The sequence below is a fragment of the Deefgea chitinilytica genome, from assembly GCF_016881405.1.
In the GTDB taxonomy this organism is placed as follows: Bacteria; Pseudomonadota; Gammaproteobacteria; order Burkholderiales; family Chitinibacteraceae; genus Deefgea; species Deefgea chitinilytica.
The window spans coordinates 1,048,583-1,067,601 of sequence record NZ_WOFE01000001.1; the positions used below are offsets into that span (position 1 = coordinate 1,048,583).

Below are 19,019 nucleotides of genomic sequence, written 5' to 3' on the forward strand. Positions count from 1 at the left end.
GACACCGCCGAACGACCAAGACCGAGCGCATCAGCAAGACGAATTTGTGAACCAAAGATTTGTAGGGCTTCAGACTTACGCATGATGTTATGTTTAATCATTTAAACAGCAATGTCAATAATTAATTTAACTGCAACATTGTTTAAATTTTCAAACACGACCAATACCGATGCAGGTCATCAACAAAGCCTGCGAAAGACTCAGAAACACAAACAAAGGCCAGACACCTCTGTGATATGCAGGTTTTCCGTGTGTTTTCGTGAACCAATCGCTTATCAAATATTGAGAAACCATCAAGCCAGCAATTGAATCAAATCCACCTCACTCAATACCTTTATCCCCAACTCCTCAGCCTTTTGCAATTTCGAACCAGCCGCCTCGCCCGCAACAACATAATCGGTTTTCTTCGATACGCTGCCGGACACTTTACCGCCCGCCGCCTCAATCATTGCCTTGGCGTCATCGCGACTCAGTGTCGGCAAGGTGCCAGTTAACACCAGTGTTTTTCCAGACAGCACGCCTTGCGGCACAGCATCTGCTGCGGGTAGCTCAGCCAGCAACTCCGCACGCAGCACGTCCAATTGCGGCAAGATTTGCGCCGCAGGCGTAGCCAGCCAGTCCAAAAACGCCTGCGCGACATCTTTTGGCAAACCCGCATCTTGCAAACGCCCCAAGCTAAACGACGCCAAATCCGCTAAATTGGTGACCGACGTTACTACGGCAGCGCAACGCGCAGCGCTGAGCTTTGGAATTTCCAACGCCGCCAACAGCGCCGCTGGCGTCAGTTTTTCGCGCAAAGCTGGATGTGGCGCATGCTCACCTTGCGGCACAACACCCAAAGCCAAAAAGTCATCAATCACTTGCTGGTTATGTGGCTCAGTCAGAAACTCGGCCAAAGAGGTAGCGACCGTACTGCCAATATCGGGCAATAAACGCAGCAGCGGCGCAGGGGCGCGACGAATCATCGCTAAACTACCCAACCAATCAGCCAACGTCTTTGCCGTTGATTCCCCCACATGACGAATCCCCAGCGCAAACAAAAATCGCGCCAAGGGCGGCTGCTTGCTCGCCGCAATACCTTCCAACAGATTTTCCGCCCACTTGGTCGTCACTTGCCCAGCTTTCACACTTTCAGGTGTCGCGCCGTCGCGTTCATCCCCCCTGCGCTTCATTTCCAGAAAATCGTCCAGTGTCAGTCGGTACAAATCAGCCAAGCTATTCACATAACCGAGGTCAACCAAGTTATCAATATAGCGCTCACCCAAGCCATCAATATCCATCATGCGGCGCGACGCAAAATGCCGTACCGCTTCTTTACGTTGCGCAGCACAAATCAAACCACCCGTACAGCGTGTCACCGCCTCGCCGGCTTCACGCACCGCGTGTGAGCCACAAACGGGACATTGCCCCGGCAAACGATAAGGCGGGTATTGCTCGGTAAGCCTTACATCAAATAAATCAGCCCCCGATACCTCGACCATCGGCCGCTTATCGAACACCACTGACACCACTTCGGGAATCACATCGCCAGCCCGACGCACAACGACGGTATCGCCCAAGCGAATATCTTTGCGCTCAATCTCATCTTGATTGTGCAGCGTGGCATTGGTCACCGTCACCCCGCCGACAAACACCGGAGCAAGCCGCGCCACTGGCGTAAGAGCGCCGGTACGACCAACTTGAATATCAATCGCCTCGACGACGGTCAACGCTTCTTGTGCTGGATATTTATGCGCCACCGCCCAGCGCGGCTCGCGCGTGCGAAAACCAAGCTGACGCTGCAAGGCGATTGAGTTCACCTTGTACACCACACCATCGATATCAAATGGAAGATCATCGCGTAAAGCGGCAACACGCGCGTGATAGGCTACTAAACCTACCCCTCCCTGCACCACCTCACGAATATCGCAGACAGGAAAACCAAATTCAGCCAAAGCAGCCAAAATCCCACTATGGGTATCAGGCTGTAAATCCCAACCTTCAACCACACCAAGTCCATACCCATAAAAAGAGAGTGGTCGCGCAGCTGTGATTTTAGGATCAAGCTGCCGCACTGCGCCTGCAGCGGTGTTGCGTGGATTCACAAAAGTTTTTTCACCTAACTCGCGCTGTCGAGCATTAAGTTGTTCGAAATCATCGCGGCGCATATACACTTCACCGCGCACTTCGAGTACTTTAGGCACTAATACCGCACCACCCGCTGATTCACGCAAACGCAGCGGAATTTGCTTAATAGTACGGATATTTTGCGTGACATCCTCACCCGTCGCACCGTCGCCGCGCGTCGCCGCCTGTACCAGCACACCGTCTTCGTAACGTAAACTGATCGCCAAACCATCAAACTTTAATTCTGCGGCATATTCAATCGCAGCGTCACTTGCGCTTAATTCCAACTCTTTACGCACACTGGCATCAAACGCCAACGCCCCTTGCTCACTGACATCGGTTTCTGTACGAATCGACAGCATAGGAATTTGGTGCGTGACGGGCTCAAACTGCGGCAAAGGCTGGCCACCGACGCGCAAGGTCGGCGAATCAACGGTGCGCAGCTCAGGATGCGCCAATTCAATCGCCTGCAATTCCTGAAACAGCCGATCATATTCCGCATCCGGCACAGTAGGCGCATCGAGCACATAGTATTCATGTGCATAGCGGTTTAATGTGCGGCGTAATTCATCTGCGCGTTGGCTCAAATCAGACATTCACTTTTCCCAATAAGAAACGCCGCTTCATCTGAGCGGCGCTACTTGTTTTTAATCGTGCAATGATATTTAGGCAAATAAACGTAGCGCAGCGACCGAGCCCGGCGCAATACCACGATCATCCATATCAGCATACAAACCCGCCAATTGCTTGCGAATATTGGCCAAGCTAGCTGCATTCAACGGTTTGTAATTGTCATCAACCAGTTCGCAATGCAATGCGGTCGCCAAGTTTTGTGCGAAATCGGCCAAATAATCAAACACCGCCAAACCACCTGCGACGCGCGGCACATCAAACAACAAGGTCAAACCTTGCGATGTCGACATCAAAGGGCTTTGATCTTGATTGGCCAATACAAACAAGGTTTTGCCAGAATCACTACGATATTGGAAGGTACCATCTGCATGATTACGCACCAAACCCGCTTGCTCGGATAAAACGCGGACTTTTTCCATCGGAATCGGACGTGCACCGGCGGGAATATTTAAACCGATCAGCACATCGACAGACGCACAAAATTCGTCCAATTCTTTGGCTAAACTGAGCTTGGCCGACTTTTGCGGGAATGTGACCGATGCATCCAAATCATCGCTAAACTGCTGCACACCCATACAAAACGCATTTAAGCTTTCTGGCGTTAAAGCCCCCTGCCGATCAGCCATTTGCAAACCAATTCGCAACTCTTTAAAACGACCACGGGTCGTGCTATTGAGCATTTCCCACTGCTTGTTTTGATTTAAGCCCAGCACTTGTACGCGCTTATTGGCAGGAAACGGTGGAATATCAGCTGCTGAAATCGGCTCTGGCGCATGCAGTTCGGCAATAAAATCCAAGGACGGATCCAGCAAACTGCCAGCCAAAACAACCTCATCCGCAATCTCAGTGCTAGCCGGTGGCACAGCCTTGAAACTTGGCTCAGCCTGCTCCAAGGATGCGACAAACTCAGACTGGGTATCAAGTGCAGGATCTTTATCTTCAACGACTGTAGACGTATACGTCGAACGATAGGCCGGTGGCATATCAGGAATATCATCCGGCATATTGTCGCTATACGAATGATGCTGAGCCGCCTGCAAATGCGCCTCGCTCAGTTCTGGCACATCATATTCGGCACGATCTAGGCGAGCTTCATCGTATTGCGGCGTCACTTCTGGTGTAGCAAGAGGCTCTAAAATCGGCTCTAAGCGCTGACCGTCACCTTTGCGTACCATGTTTTTAGGGGTATTGAGCAAGGCATCAGGCTGATTGCGTGCAAAAGCTTTATTGGCTTGCTGACGATAGCGATATTCTTGCCACCAATTGAATCCATACACGGCAGCAACAAAGCCACCTGCACCGACTAAAGAATAAATCTGAAGTTCAGTCATTGTTTTATCTATGTCTCGACAAAAGCGTAATCATTTACGCGTTAATTATATTTTGCACCATGCTAAAAAAGTAAGCCAAAAGCACCCACACTTCGTTGCCGCGCCTTGCGTGACAACTTTTGCATCATGATTTATCAAAAAGCAAAGCACCTTAAATCAATTCTGGCTCACGCATTTTCAGCGCTTGCTCGATATCTACCGCGACAATCCGCGAAACCCCCTGCTCTTGCATCGTGACACCGACCAATTGCTGCGCCATTTCCATCGTGAGCTTATTGTGACTAATGTACAAAAATTGCGTAAATTGCGCCATTTTCTTCACTAGCTCACAAAACCGCAGCGTATTGGCATCATCGAGCGGCGCGTCTACCTCGTCCAATAGGCAAAACGGCGCAGGGTTGAGCTTAAAGAGAGAGAATACCAGACTTAATGCTGTCAGTGCTTTTTCGCCACCTGACAAAAGGTGAATGGTTGCATTTTTCTTGCCCGGTGGCTGCGCCATAATGCTCATTCCCGCATCCAGAATCTCATCACCCGTCAAAATCAACTCAGCATGACCACCACCAAACAGCGCAGGAAACAGTTCTTGTAGGTTGGCATTCACCGTATCGTAGGTCGTTTGCAATAAATGCCGCGTTTCCTTATCAATCCGCGCAATCGCGGCGGTCAATGTCGTAATGGCTTGTTCTAAATCCGCCGCCTGCTCAGTCAAATAGGCTTGCCGCTCTTGGCTGGCGGCCAGTTCTTGCATTGCAGCTAAATTCACTGGCCCCAAACTCGCGAGCTGCTGATTCAAACGGGCGATCTCGGCCGCTAGCGTTTTCACGCTGCGTCCCAATAATGGCAAAATTACCGCCTCATCCACTGCCAATTCGTGCAGTTCAGCGGTAAATCGTTCGACATTCAATCTCGCCTCTTGCTCCAACAAACGCATTTGATTAACGTTTTCACGCTGCGCCTCTAAACTCAACTCTGCGGCATGCTTGCTAGCCTCTTGTTCACGCAAGGTTTGCGCAAATTGATTCAGTTCGTCGCGCTTTGTGGCTAATTGTCGCTCTTTATCAGCCCGCACAGCAATCGCCGCCTGAAATTGGTCGTCAAAATCAGGTTCTACTAAAGCTTCGCGCTCTTGCAGCAACAGCGCCATTCGTTCTGCTTGTTGACTCAGCAAGCCCTGATTTTCCTGCTGACGTTGCTGCAAACCACGAATCTTCTGCTCCATACTTTGCAACGCGAATGCGGCAGCCTGTGCGGCGCGCTCCATTTGCCGCACTTGCAAGCTACGTTGACTCTGCGATTGTTGCAAACCTTCCCGCGCCGCACGCTGACTTGCTTCGTCCGTCCGCAAAGCCGCTACGCTTTGCTCAACTTCAGCCAACTGCAGACTCAATTGCTCGAGCAACTGTGCTTCTGCCGCACATTGCTGTTCAATGTCCGCCAGCTCAGTCGCAATTGCGGCATGACGCGATGCTGTTTGCTGCGCCATCTCTTTTTGATGCAAGTGTCGTTGCTCTGCTTGCTGCGCAGCCTGCTTGCGTTGCTGCATTTGATCTTGCAACACGCGTAACTGCTGGGAAATATCGCCATGCCGCTGCTCTTGCGCAAGCTGCGCCGCTTGCGTTTGGGCGTAACGAGGCCGCAACTCAAGCAACTGAGCTTGAATACTGCGCAATTCCGCTTGCCGTGCCAAACGACCGCTCTCGCTGCTTTGCCCGGCAAAATAATACAGGGTATGTCGCGTGGCAATATGACCCTGCTGGCTTACCAAGCACATACCTTCAGCCAACTTACTGCGCATCAATTCAAACTGCGCCACATCGGCAACACAAAGCACCGCACCCAATAAATCAGCTAAGCAGCGCTGCAACTCAGGGCTATTACTGGTGATTTTTGCCAACAGGCTATTTTTAGCCGGCGCGCGCGGTTCAGTTGATACACTGACACAAGCATCGGCGATAAAAAATTGGCTAGGCGGAATGGATGCAGGAGCTTTGGCCAAGCGCCCTTGCAAGCGATGACCTAGTATTGCCTCGACAGCCAATTCCCACCCTGCTTCTACAACAATACTGTCAATCATTTTCGGCGTTTGCATCAAACCTTCTGCCTGCAACCATGCCTGTAATGCATCAGGATTTTCATTACTCGACAAAACATCAAGCACAGCACTTTCGCGCGCAGCAAGTTGAACAAGCTCAGTGTGCAACAATTGTGCAGCCTGCCGAGTCACTTCGAGTTCTTGCTGAACCTCTAACACATCAAACGCGCAATCCTCGTGCTGCAACTCCAACTCAGCCAGCTCAAACTGCAGATCTGCAATTTGCTCGGCTAAATCTGCATCCTGTGCGACAGGAACTAGTCGTTCCCGCTCGGCAATAAGTTGCGTTTGACGATTAAGCAAAGACTGCCGATTGCGCGACACGAACTGCATTTCTTGTTCAAGTAATTTTTGGCTGTTATTGAGTTCACTGAGTTGTTCACGCAAAGTTTGCCACGCAGTTTCGGCTTGATGGAGCGCCTGCTCTTGCTCCGGCAGTGCCAAGCTGGCCTCTTCAACCTGCAGATGTGTTTCTTCAACCGCCAGTTTTAACTCTTCCAACTGCGACAAACTGAGTTCTAAATCAAGGGCGATTTGACTGAGCGCAGCGCTTATCTTTTGCCCGTCTTGTTCACACTGCGTGATTTGTGCTGACAATCGCTCACGGCTTTGCTTTAAATGCAGCAGCATTTGCTCCATCCGCGCCACTTCGGCGTTAGCCGCGTATAGCTCGCCTTGCGCAGCATGCAGCGCATCGCTCGCAATAAAATGCGTTTCACGTAACAGCTCTAACTGCGCTTCTGACTCGCGAACGCCTGCTAAAGCGGCGTCCAGCGCGGTTTGTGCTTGAAGCAAATTGAGCTTAGCAGACTCAAAAGCTTGATTCGCATCGAGCTTGCGCTGCAATGCCAAGATCCGCTCTTTTTCACTGATTTGCTGCTGTAAGGCTTGATAATGCTGTGCGACTCCGGCTTGACTGCTGAGCTTGTCGATTTGGGTTTGCAGCTCAAGCTGAATATCTGCGACACGCGAAAGATTGTCGCGCGTATCAGCAATCCGATGCTCCGTTTCACGGCGACGTTCTTTATATTTTGAAACGCCAGCGGCTTCTTCAAGAAAGTGACGTAATTCTTCGGGTTTAGCCTCGATAATGCGGCTAATCATGCCTTGCTCGATAATCGCGTAACCGGATTTCCCGACGCCAGTACCGAGAAATAAATCAGTGATATCGCGACGGCGCACCGCCTGATTATTTATGAAGTAGGATGAATCGCCTTGCCGAGTCAGCACACGCTTGATGCTGATCTCGGCGTAACTACTCCACGCGCCAGCCGCCAAACCCGCTTGATTATCAAATACCAATTCCACCGCTGCACGGCTGACCGCTTTGCGCGTCGTTGAGCCATTAAAAATGACATCCTGCATCGATTCGCCGCGCAATTGCTTAGCAGAAGATTCGCCCAGCACCCAGCGCACGGCGTCGATCACATTCGATTTGCCGCAACCATTGGGGCCGCACACAGCAACAAGATTGCCCGGCACGGGAATCGTCGTTGGATCAACAAACGATTTAAACCCGGCTAGTTTGATATGAGTTAAGCGCACTACGGTGTCTATTTAAAATTTACATTAACCACAGGTATTTAAACAGAAGCATTGTTTAACAAAAGCTTCAACACAATACCCTCAGTCAGCAACCTCAGTCTCTGTCACAGCAGCTGATTCAGCACCTCGCTGTGCCGCCATTTTTTTTAGCGTCACATAATCGGTTTTACCCGTGCCGAGCAAAGGAATCGCCTCGACATAGCGAATATCTCGCGCTACGGCCAATTCAATTTGCCCTAGCTCTTTTGCCGCCGTAGATAATGCGTCACGCTTTAAATTTGGATCGGTTGTAAACAGAACAATCGCTTCACCCTTCTGAACATCCATGCGACTGCTGGCTGCGTGAGCATAATCAGGGCTACTCGCTACAGCGATTTTTTCCGCGACTTCCAATGAGACCATTTCACCCGCCAGTTTAGCAAAGCGTTTTACACGGCCAATAATTCGCAAAAAGCCATCGGCATCTACGTCCACCACATCGCCCGTAGAATACCAGCCTAAGCCACTCTCCGCCTCAGGCGCTTCCAGCACGCCTGGTCGCTCATAACGCAAGTAGCCCAACATCACATTCGGCCCACGCACTTCTAAAATACCGCCCTGCTCAATGCCTGGAACGGGTAGCAAACGATACTGCATGGCAGGCAATAATTTCCCCACCGTGCCCGATTGATAGGCCATTGGCACATTAACAGCAACGACCGGCGCGCACTCTGTCACACCGTAACCTTCTAAAATACGCACGCCAAAGCGCTCAATCCAGGTTTTACGCACGTCTTCAGCCAATTTTTCTGCGCCGGCGACTACGTAACGCAAGCGACCAAAATCATAAGGATGCGCGTACTTTCCGTAATTATCCAAAAAGGTACTGGTACCAAACAGCACTGTGCAATTGCGGTCGTAAATCAGCTCTGGAATGAGTCGATAATGCAATGGCGTTGGGTAGAAAAACACTTTGCAGCCGGTCATCAGCGGAAACAAGGCCCCCGCCGTCAAGCCAAACGAATGAAATAAAGGTAAAGCCACCATAAATTTATCGTGCGGCGTAAAATCACCCACAGCTTTAATCTGCGCGATATTAGCCAGCAGGCTATCGTGGCTGTGCACTACGCCTTTGGGCTTGCCTTCTGAACCTGAAGTAAATAGCACGACGGCAGGATCCCATGGCGACTGCGGCAAAGCCAGAGCGCTTGGGAAAAAGCTATAAAACAACACCGCTAATTTATCTTGCAGCGTCAGTTCGTGCTTTAAATCTTCTAAATAAACGACCTGAATATCGGGCAAATTCTGCAGCAACTCATGCAATTGGCCTTTATCGATAAAAGCACGCGATGTGATGATGACCTTCACTTGTGCGGCGGTACACGCCGATATAATTCCATCTTGCCCAGCGGTAAAATTGAGCAAGGCCGGAATCCGCTGCCGTGCCGACAGCGCCAAAATCAAAGCAATTGTAGCCACCGCATTAGGCATCATTACACCAACTTTGCTGCCTTTTTGCGTATGTCGATCCGTCAAACGCGCCAGTGCTGCCGCTTTACGCGTTAAGGTACCGTAGGTTTCTTCTTCTAAATTAATGTCTTCGGCCAAACGGAAATGACGCCCAAAGATACTGCGTGCATCGTTAAACGCTTGCCACAAGGTGTTTTGTGGCCGCGTATGAATCAGCATTTCTAATAAAATCCCACGCATCGCTTCTGCTGCGCGTCGATGACGATCTTTCGCACTCCCGCCGATTGGCATCGCAATTTCAGTGACGGGGCGAACAAAAAGCTGGATCTTGGGAAAAACTTGCAGGGGAAACAATCCCGCTAAGCGGCCAAAATAGCTGCGCGATGCGCCTTGGATTCGCACAGGCACAATACGCGCCGCAGTTTTCGCGGCGACAAAGGCTGCGCCTTCATAGACCTTCATTAAAGAGCCAGTATCAGTAAGTCGCCCTTCGGGGAAAATCACCACATTTTCACCCGCCTCCAGCAAACGAATCACTTCTTTCATCCCCAGCGGGCACGACGCATCTACCGCAAGATACGGCACTTGTGACAGCGCCAGTCGCACCCAACGACTACGCAGAATCTGGGTATGCACGACAAATGTCGCGCGTACGGGTAAAAACAAGCCGAGCAATAAACCGTCTAAAAATGATTCATGATTCGCCACAATCAAAGTTTTAGGTGGACCGAATACGCTTTGATCACCTTGAACTTCAACCCGAAATAAAATCCGCATCAGCAAACGCAATACTATTTTTATCATGCGACACCCTTTTCATTATTTTGCGTAGTCTGACACTCACGTGACAACAAGCAAAGCATTCCCTTCCAAGCCGAATATGAATACCACGCTCAACAGCAGAACAAGCAATCGGCACAAAAATCCGTCGATTGTATCGCCGATAAAAAAACCCAAGCTGGCTTGGGTTTTTTCGCTCAATGAATACGCTCGATTATGTATTCTGGATAACAATTTTAGGAAATTTACTCGAAAAATCTTGCGATTTTGCGGCGATTTTCACCGCGACTTTGCGTGCGATTGCTTTATACAGCCCGGCAATTTCTGCCTCAGGTTCAGCCGCGACCGTCGGCTTACCGGCATCGGCATTCAGGCGAATCGATAAATCGAGCGGCAATTTACCAAGCAACTCGGTGCCGTATTCTTGACTCATTTTGTCGCCTCCGCCCTCGCCAAAAATTGGCTCGATATGGCCGCAATTGCTGCACACATGCATGCTCATATTCTCAACAATACCCAAAATCGGCACGCCGACTTTTTCGAACATTTTTAGACCTTTACGTGCATCAAGCAGCGCAATATCTTGCGGTGTCGTCACAATGACCGCACCGGTTACTGGCACTTTTTGTGACAGCGTTAGCTGAATATCGCCAGTGCCTGGCGGTAAATCAATCACCAAATAATCCAAATTATCCCACTTGGTATCATTTAAGAGTTGCGTTAGCGCTTGCGTTACCATCGGGCCACGCCACACCATCGGCTGCTCTGGGTCGATCAAAAAGCCAATCGACATCACCTGCACACCGTAATGCTCAATCGGTTTAATGTATTTATTGTCGCTCGTTTCGGGCTGCTGCTCAGCCACACCCATCATCGTCGGTAAGCTCGGGCCGTAAATATCGGCATCCAGCAAACCAACACGCGCGCCTTCTGCGGCTAAAGCCAAAGCTAAATTAACGGATGTTGTCGACTTACCGACACCGCCTTTGCCTGATGCCACTGCAATGATGTTTTTAATGCCATTTTGCAAAGGTAAACCACGAGCAACGGAATGCGCCGTGATCTGACTACTCACATTCACTGCAACTGAGCTAACGCCGTCCAGCGCAGACAAGGCACTGACGATTTGCGCTTGACGCGCGGCAAACTGACTTTGCGCAGGATAACCCAAGACCAAATCCAAGCTAACAGCACCATCTTGCCACTGCAAATTCTTTACGCATTTCGCAGCGATATAATCTTTGCCCGTATCGGGGTCAATTAAGGTCGCTAGGGTTTGGCGTAACAAATCAAGTTGGGATTCACTCACGGCAGGATTTCCTTGGCTAGGCGCTGCGGCATCACGGCCGAGCAAACGATCGATGAATTTCATAGGGACGGGCTCTCTGTAGCGGCTTGGCATAACTGCAAAGCTTTACTGATATGCGACTTAATTGCTTTTTTTCAAGCTGCAGAATCAGCGCCACGATTCAAATGCGCCGCGCTGCGCCAATGATACGAAGCCAGTGCATCGTCTAAATGCGCATAAATTGCATCTTCCCCCATGAGCTCAGTAATGCCAAAACGAGCCAAATCATGCCGCAGAGGCCGATTGCAACGCGCCCACTTGATACAAATTTGCTGCCATTCGAGCTCACTCATCAGCACTTGCAATTGCTCAGCCGCGCTGACGTCGAGTTTAACGATCGCTTGTGCATCAATAATCAAGCACTTCAAATTCGGACATTGCTGCAACAATTGCCGAATTCGGCTAACAAAAAAGCTTGCATTTACAAACATCAAGGGCGCATAAAAACGATAAACCAGCACGTCTTGATGGGTATAGTCTTGCAACCCTTTATCATCATCACCTACATCATGATACCCAGTCTTTGTTCTTTGCAAAATGGCATCAGCCGGATTGGAAAACATCCGAATCAAATGCAGTAAAGACAGCAAAATACCCAGCAAAATACCCGGCAAAACCCCAACCAATACCACACCAGCGGCGGTCGCAATCGCAAACCAACCCGACAGCGCATCTAAACGCCACAAATCGCGCAAAGCGGGCAAATCAATCAACTGCGCACCGGCGCGAATCAATAGCGCCGCAACAATCACAGAGGGAAGATGATTTAACAAATCGGAAAGAACAAATAAAAACAACAGTAAAAGTAGCGCCGCTAACAATCCAGCCAAACGGCCTTGTGCACCAGAAGCATCATTAATTGTGGTTCTTGATTGACTAGCCCCAATCGCAAAGCCACCCGCAAATCCAGCGGCGATATTGGCAACGCCTAGTGCCATGATTTCACGGTTTGCGTCAATTTGTTCACCATGCCGCTGCGCAAAAGCACGAGCGAGCAAGATGCCCTCCGGCATCGCCAACATCGTAATCCCCACCGCAGTAGGCAGTAATGCGGCGACGGCCGTCAGACTTAGCGCTGGCCAATGCAAGGACAAAGCATCCGTACTAGGGGCGCCAACCATCACGACACCAAACCGTTGAAAATCGAACAAAAAGTCAGCGCCAATAACCAAAGCAAACAAAATGACCGTAATTGGCCATCGTGCACGCCAATGATTGAGCACCGCATACAATAGCAAAAACAAGACGCCCAAGCCCAAAGTCGCCCAGTGCAGGTGAGCCAATTGCTGCAACAATTCCAACATCCGCGGCAAAAAACTTTCTTCGCTTAATTTGATACCAAACATCTTACCGATTTGCGTACCAATCAAGATCACCGAGGCACCTTGCAAAAATCCAATCAAAACCGGTTTTGATAAAAAGTCTGCTAACACCCCCAGTTTTGCCACTGCAGCCAACACTAAAACTAGGCCAACCAAAATAGCCAGCAAGGCCGCTAAAGACAGTGCCAACACAATATCGCCACCGGCCAATGGCGCAATCCCACCTGCAATTAACAATGCAATCGCAGCATCTGGCCCGACAATAATTTGCTTAGATGCCCGCATCAAGCCATAGGCGAACATCCCTGCAATGGCAGCCAACAAACCCGCATGGGCAGGCAAACCAATCAACTCGGCATACGCAATCACAGCCGGAATTGATAATATGGCGACCGACAACGCCGCCACACCATCAGCTCGCCAATTTCGACTCAGTTCATGCCATCCAGCGACGATAGAATTGAGAATAGTCGCCTCCACTGAGTTAGAACTGTTTACCTAGCATCATATAAACACGCGCTTGGCGATTGTCGCCATAAGCAGCCCCCAAGTACAAAGGACCAAACAGGCTGTCATACGCCAAGTAAACTGAGCCAGAGTAACGCCAGTCATCATCCACTGTCGAATTTAAACTATTTAAAACACGGCCAGTTTCTAAGGCAAAACCTAAATAACTTCCCGATAAGAATTCAATCGAGTACAAATACTGCATTGAGCCATAAATAAATTCATCGGCCACTAATTCCTGATAATTGTAGCTCGATAAATTCATAAAACCACCTAACCATTTTACATCAGCAAAATAAGGCACATGTTTATAAACCCCTTGTGCTTTAAGCTTAAATTGCAATGCATCATCACCAAGCGGAATAGCCTTGCGATAATTCACACCAAAAACACCGTAGCTATCATACTCACCGCCAACACCCGCAGCGTAATAACCGTAGGCATTAATAAAATGCCCGTTTTTTGGAAAGAAATAATTATCTAAGCTGTCATAAAAAGCATTCACTCGAATCCCATAGTCATGATTCGACACATCAGGAAATTGCGGCTGACCAATCGTGCGTGCACCTTTGTAGTCATTAAACACTGGGCCGACACGCAATTCGCTGTGATTCGATAAGATTGAACCAAAGTCTATTCCTACTGAATGTTTAGTATAGGTGTATTCAGCGACATCAGTATCATCAATCCAAATCGATAAAGGACCACGAGTATATTTATAATAAGCTGAAATAAACGCGGTTTCATCTAAAGTAATGGGTTGATAAAATTCAGTTTGCACCAAAGATGAACTACCCAATTGCAATGTTGTTTTCCACTCAGCACCTAAGTCATTGAGCCAAGTTCGGCGATATTGAGCCGTAATATTCCAGGGGCTCGAATTAGAAAAATCAGTCGCAAAGCTCAAGCCAAAGCGCAAATAATTCGGCCCCCAACTTTTTTCAATCGGCATAATGGCAACCGAATCACCTTGCTGATGTGCATCTAACTCATAATTAATTTGGCTATGGTCTCCACGCGCATAAACATGCAATAAATTCTCGTGAAATTCTGTGGCTTGCAATGGCTCATCAATATTAATATCAAGCAGTTTTTCTAATACTTTTGGATTCACTACCTTCCCTGCAGCCACACTCACTTCTTTAACCAATTTCGGTTTCAAGCGCGCATCCGCTCGATGCTGTTGCCATTGCTGATAGGCCTCGGGCGATACAGCATACCTTTGTAGCTTGGGCAATACATCTAAAGCCGCTTGACGACCGATGGCAATTAAAGCCTCGCCTTTAGCAAAATCACTAGATGATAAATCGCCAAATACGGGGCTAATTAATAGATCCTTTCCCCCCAAACTTTTAATTTGCGGTTGGACGTTTTGAATCATCATTAAGCGTGTGTACTGATCGGCCACCGAAAATACATTGCTAATCTGCGAGGCCTTGAGTGGTGCAGAGCCGACATCAACAGCAATCACCACATCGGCGCACGTTTGACGTGCAACATCAACCGGCAAATTTCTAACCAAGCCACCATCGACTAAAGTTCGACCTTGACTCTCTACCACAGGAAACACACCGGGAACAGCCATACTGGCGCGCATCGCAGTCACAATATCGCCATCTTTTTTGACAATCATTTCGCCAGTTTCAAAATCGGTCGCGATTGCACGATAAGGAATACCCAGCTCATCAAAATTCTTCACAGTGCCGCCAAAGGTGAGCTCACGCAAAAAGAAACCGATTTTTTGCGTACTAATCGCCGCGGTCGGCAGTTTAATCTGACCGCTATCAGTCAAACCCATCTCAACTAAAAGAGAAAACGGATCATCTTGCTTTTGCCGAAAGGTATTTTTTTCTCGCGGCAAAGACAAACTCAGCAATTCATCCCAATTTGCGATTTGAATGCGTTCTTCCATTTCTGCCGGCGTACGCCCCGTTGCATAAGCGGCACCAACCAAAGAACCAATACTGGTACCAATCACGCAATCGACAGGAATACGGTTTTCTTCCATCACTTTTAATACGCCCACATGTGCAAAACCACGTGCGCCACCGCCACCCAAAACCAAGCCAATTCGTGGCCGTTCAGCAATTGCTTGTGCGGACAATAACAAACACGGCACAGCCAGCATGACACACTTCAGCAAGCTCAAACGTTTCAGTTTCTTCACTTTTTCATCCTACAATTTAAACATCACGCTATGTTTGGAGCACATCTGATGCGGTTACTCTCTCATCGCGGCTTATCGAATCAACACCCTGAAAACACCATCGCAGCGTTTGCCGCTGCATTAGCCCTTGGCTTTGACGGGCTAGAAACCGATGTGAGGCTTTCGGCAGATGGCGAAGCAATTTTGTATCACGACCGCCTAAGCCCCACTGGGCAAGCCGTGGCAAGATTAACTCGCACGGAATTATCGCATCAAGCAGGTTACATCGTTCCGACCTTAAATGAAGCGCTTGATGCCTTTCCTGCCGCTTTCTGGAATATTGAACTCAAAACGCCAGCCTGCATGCCGAATGTAACGGCCACCATTCGGGATATTCAATACAAAACGCCCATTTTACTATCGTCATTTTGCCATCATCTCATTCATGAAGCAGCAAATACCCTTGATGTGTATTGCGCGCTACTCCTTTCACACCGACCCGCCTCACTCAATACCCTCATAGAAGGCGCAATTCATAATCCGCGCTTACGTACTTTAGTCTGGGATTACGACTTTCTCGACCCAGATTTTTTACTAGCCGCCAGCCAGCTTGGATTTTCACATTATGTGTATGGCGCTAAGAATCAAAATGAACACGATTGGTGTAGCGAATTTGGTATAGATGGTCTCATCACTGATTATCCCAACATGGTTGGATTAGCTCGGGGCGACTGATGCGGAATTTACGACTACACCGAAATGGACCTCATCACGAAGGCGTAATTAGCAATACGACGGCATGCTATATCGGTGGGCTACAACGCAAAATCGCCATAAAATAGCCTACAGAATTTTATACAAAAGCTCTCAGACTCATACAAAACGCCGATTCAAAATAAACGAGCGACACAAACGTGACTCATAAACTAAACGGCAGCCGCAATCAAGCATGCTCACCGCTCACAATACGCACTACTGTAGAAAAAAATCCATGCACATCAATATTTTATGCAGTTAACATTAAAGAAAAAAAATATTCGCCCGATAAATCAATCAATCCATTAAAGATTGATGATTATGTCTATTTACGCTACCACATCGGTTCAACAATCCAGCACAGCATCGGCAATGAGTCAGCTATCACAAAAAAATAGCGAACAAACAGCAATTGGTCTGGTTGCCGCGCTTTGTGGATTACATCAAAAACACTTAATGAATCACCAGTTTTCATTTAAAAATCATAAATAATCAATTCTTTATACATAAAAAAAGCCAATCGAAATGATTGGCTTTTTTGTTATTCATCAATTTAGCGCTTTAATTTCAAAGCAGCCAATTGATCGGCCATCGCACCCATTTTTGCCGCGGGTGGCGCAACGATTTGCCGTTCACGCGAAGACATTGCCTGCGCTTTCACATCTCGATTTGGCTCACGTGCGGCTTCATTTAAACGCATCGTCAACGCAATCCGTTTACGCGGCACATCAATTTCAGTCACCTTCACTTTCACCACATCACCCGCCTTCACCACTTCACGAGGATCTTTAACGAAACGCGCGGCCAAACACGAAATATGCACTAAGCCATCCTGATGTACGCCGATATCGACAAATGCACCAAAGTTCGTCACATTGCTGACGACGCCTTCGAGCACCATATCAACACGCAGATCTTTGATGTCTTCGATCCCGTCAGCAAAGTTCGCCGTTTTAAATTCAGGGCGCGGATCACGCCCCGGTTTTTCGAGTTCAGCCAAAATGTCTTTAACCGTTGGTAAGCCAAACTGCTGATCAACCAGTTCAGCAGGGTTGAGCTGTTGCAATAGCGCTTTATCGCCAATTATGCTGCGAATATTTTTATTCAGTTTGGTGATGATTTTTTCCACCACTGGATATGCTTCTGGATGTACGGCTGACGCGTCAAGCGGGTTGTCGCCGTTGCTTATACGTAAAAAACCCGCAGCCAGTTCAAACGCTTTTTCGCCTAAACGCGGCACTTTCAAAATGGCTTTTCGATTAGCAAATGCACCATGGGTATCACGGTATGTGACTACATTATTTGCCATGGTTTGGCTTAAACCCGATACCCTCGCAAGCAATGCCGCCGAAGCAATATTGACATCAACACCAACGGCGTTCACGCAATCCTCGACCACCGCATCAAGCATTCGCGCTAACTCGCTTTGATTCACGTCGTGCTGATATTGACCAACGCCAATTGCTTTCGGGTCAATCTTGACCAGCTCGGCCAGTGGATCTTGCAAGCGCCGCGCAATCGACACCGCACCACGAATCGACACATCCAAGTCCGGAAATTCTTTTGCGGCCAACTCCGACGCTGAATACACCGATGCGCCTGCCTCCGAAACAACAATTTTAGCTGGCTTTTTTATGCCCGCTTTGCCCAATTGCTCAATCAATTCCGCCGCTAATTTATCAGTTTCCCTGCTTGCGGTGCCATTACCGATCGCAATCAACTCCACATGATGGGTTTTACACAAACATGCTAACACCGCTAAGGCTTGATCCCAATCGCGGCGTGGCTCATGTGGATAAATCGTTTCGTGCGCAACAAACTTGCCTGTGGCATCAACAACCGCCACTTTGACACCGGTACGCAGTCCGGGATCAAGACCCAAGGTTGCCCGTGGTCCCGCTGGCGCAGCCAGCAACAAATCCTTCAAATTCAAAGCAAATACACGAATTGCTTCAAGATCTGCGCGCTCACGCGCGGCACTGAGCAATTCGCTTTCCAGCGAAACCGCAATCTTTGCTCGCCACGCCAAGCGCACCGTATCGTTCAGCCATTTATCCGCCGGCCGATTTTGCTGACTAATACCAACGTGTTTAGCAATGATCAACTCACATCGATTGGGCGTGCTCATTTTACCACCTGCTGCAATTTCTTCAGGTAGCATCAAATTGAGCGACAAAATCCCTTCATTACGACCGCGCAGCACGGCCAGCACGCGGTGCGATGGCATTGCCGCTAAACTCTCGGCAAAATCAAAATAATCACTAAATTTCGCACCAACAGTTTCCTGCCCGGCGATCACCGTCGTTTTAAGTTGACCTTCGCGCTGCACGTGTGTTCGCAGCGCGCCAATCAGCGCTGCATCTTCGCTCCAGTTTTCTAGCAAAATGGCTCTAGCACCATCGAGCGCCGCCTTCGTATCCAACACGCCTTTGGCTTCGTCGACAAAAGCTTGCGCGGCAGATTCTGGATTTTGCAGCGGGTCACTCAGTAATAAATCCGCTAAGGGCGCCAAACCTGCCTCGCGCGCAATTTGTGCTTTAGTGCGACGTTTTTGTTTAAAAGGAAGGTATAAGTCTTCGAGCCTTTGTTTATTATCGGCTTCAAGCAATACCCTCTCTAATTCTGGCGTTAGCTTATTTTGCTCACGAATTGCACTCATAACCGCTACACGCCGTTCTTCCAATTCACGCAAATAGCGCAAACGCTCTTCCAACTGCCGCATTTGCGTGTCATCCAAACCACCCGTCGCTTCTTTACGGTAGCGCGAAATAAACGGCACCGTCGCGCCTTCGTCCAATAAAGCGACAGCAGCAGCAACTTGCGGCTCACGGCATGCAAGTTCAGCCGCAAGACGTTGGGTAATCGATTGGGAAATAGAATTCATCAGTGCAGCAACCTAAAAACAAACAATCAAGTCGCCCATTGTAATCCAAGCCGCGCGTGACGTTGCACACTGCAAGTCACTGATCGGGGTAGTTAAAGTGGCTTCAGGTAGAATACA

At 48.9% G+C, this 19,019-nt stretch carries 10 protein-coding genes; 2 read left to right on the forward strand and 8 right to left on the reverse strand.

Annotated elements, in window-relative coordinates; genetic code table 11:
* Positions 1–293: 293 nt before the first annotated feature.
* The 7 genes from ligA to GM173_RS04785 form a co-directional block, all read right to left on the reverse strand.
* The gene (gene ligA, locus GM173_RS04755; protein WP_203570159.1) at positions 294–2,702 is read right to left on the reverse strand and encodes an NAD-dependent DNA ligase LigA; all 2,409 of its coding nucleotides are present in this window, start codon (positions 2,700–2,702) and stop codon (positions 294–296) included.
* A gap of 69 nt (positions 2,703–2,771) precedes the next feature.
* On the reverse strand, positions 2,772–4,070 hold the full coding sequence (locus GM173_RS04760; protein ID WP_203570160.1) for a cell division protein ZipA C-terminal FtsZ-binding domain-containing protein: 1,299 nt from the start codon (positions 4,068–4,070) through the stop codon (positions 2,772–2,774).
* 151 nt (positions 4,071–4,221) lie between these two features.
* Entirely contained in the window at positions 4,222–7,710 is a 3,489-nt protein-coding gene (gene smc, locus GM173_RS04765) for a chromosome segregation protein SMC (protein WP_203570161.1), read from the reverse strand.
* 81 nt (positions 7,711–7,791) lie between these two features.
* On the reverse strand, positions 7,792–9,963 hold the full coding sequence (gene aas / locus GM173_RS04770; protein ID WP_203570162.1) for a bifunctional acyl-ACP--phospholipid O-acyltransferase/long-chain-fatty-acid--ACP ligase: 2,172 nt from the start codon (positions 9,961–9,963) through the stop codon (positions 7,792–7,794).
* 190 nt (positions 9,964–10,153) lie between these two features.
* Positions 10,154–11,311 carry an iron-sulfur cluster carrier protein ApbC gene (gene apbC, locus GM173_RS04775; RefSeq protein ID WP_203570163.1) on the reverse strand — a complete coding sequence of 386 codons (1,158 nt, stop codon included), beginning with the start codon at positions 11,309–11,311 and terminating at the stop codon, positions 10,154–10,156.
* Between the two features lie 71 nt (positions 11,312–11,382).
* Positions 11,383–13,089: a SulP family inorganic anion transporter gene (locus tag GM173_RS04780; RefSeq protein WP_203570164.1), complete on the reverse strand. Its 1,707-nt coding sequence runs from the start codon at positions 13,087–13,089 to the stop codon at positions 11,383–11,385.
* Between the two features lie 4 nt (positions 13,090–13,093).
* The gene (locus GM173_RS04785; protein WP_203570165.1) at positions 13,094–15,283 is read right to left on the reverse strand and encodes a patatin-like phospholipase family protein; all 2,190 of its coding nucleotides are present in this window, start codon (positions 15,281–15,283) and stop codon (positions 13,094–13,096) included.
* A gap of 48 nt (positions 15,284–15,331) precedes the next feature.
* On the opposite strand from GM173_RS04785, the gene GM173_RS04790 reads away from it, so the two are divergent.
* Together GM173_RS04790 and GM173_RS04795 are read left to right on the forward strand one after the other, a co-directional pair.
* Entirely contained in the window at positions 15,332–15,997 is a 666-nt protein-coding gene (locus GM173_RS04790; RefSeq protein WP_203570166.1) for a glycerophosphodiester phosphodiesterase, read from the forward strand.
* A 179-nt stretch (positions 15,998–16,176) separates the two neighbouring features.
* Complete coding sequence (locus GM173_RS04795) at positions 16,177–16,416, forward strand: hypothetical protein (RefSeq protein WP_203570167.1); 240 nt, start codon at positions 16,177–16,179, stop codon at positions 16,414–16,416.
* Between the two features lie 155 nt (positions 16,417–16,571).
* Here GM173_RS04795 and GM173_RS04800 read toward each other — a convergent pair whose 3' ends face one another.
* The gene (locus GM173_RS04800) at positions 16,572–18,902 is read right to left on the reverse strand and encodes a Tex family protein (RefSeq protein ID WP_203570168.1); all 2,331 of its coding nucleotides are present in this window, start codon (positions 18,900–18,902) and stop codon (positions 16,572–16,574) included.
* Between the last annotated feature and the right edge of the window lie 117 nt (positions 18,903–19,019).

Coding starts and splice junctions, on each gene's coding strand:
- GM173_RS04800 (WP_203570168.1), bottom strand. CDS start 18,902: ATGAATTCTATTTCCCAATCGATTACCCAACGTCTTGCGGCTGAACTT.
- GM173_RS04790 (WP_203570166.1), top strand. CDS start 15,332: ATGCGGTTACTCTCTCATCGCGGCTTATCGAATCAACACCCTGAAAAC.
- ligA (WP_203570159.1), bottom strand. CDS start 2,702: ATGTCTGATTTGAGCCAACGCGCAGATGAATTACGCCGCACATTAAAC.
- apbC (WP_203570163.1), bottom strand. CDS start 11,311: ATGAAATTCATCGATCGTTTGCTCGGCCGTGATGCCGCAGCGCCTAGC.
- aas (WP_203570162.1), bottom strand. CDS start 9,963: ATGATAAAAATAGTATTGCGTTTGCTGATGCGGATTTTATTTCGGGTT.
- GM173_RS04760 (WP_203570160.1), bottom strand. CDS start 4,070: ATGACTGAACTTCAGATTTATTCTTTAGTCGGTGCAGGTGGCTTTGTT.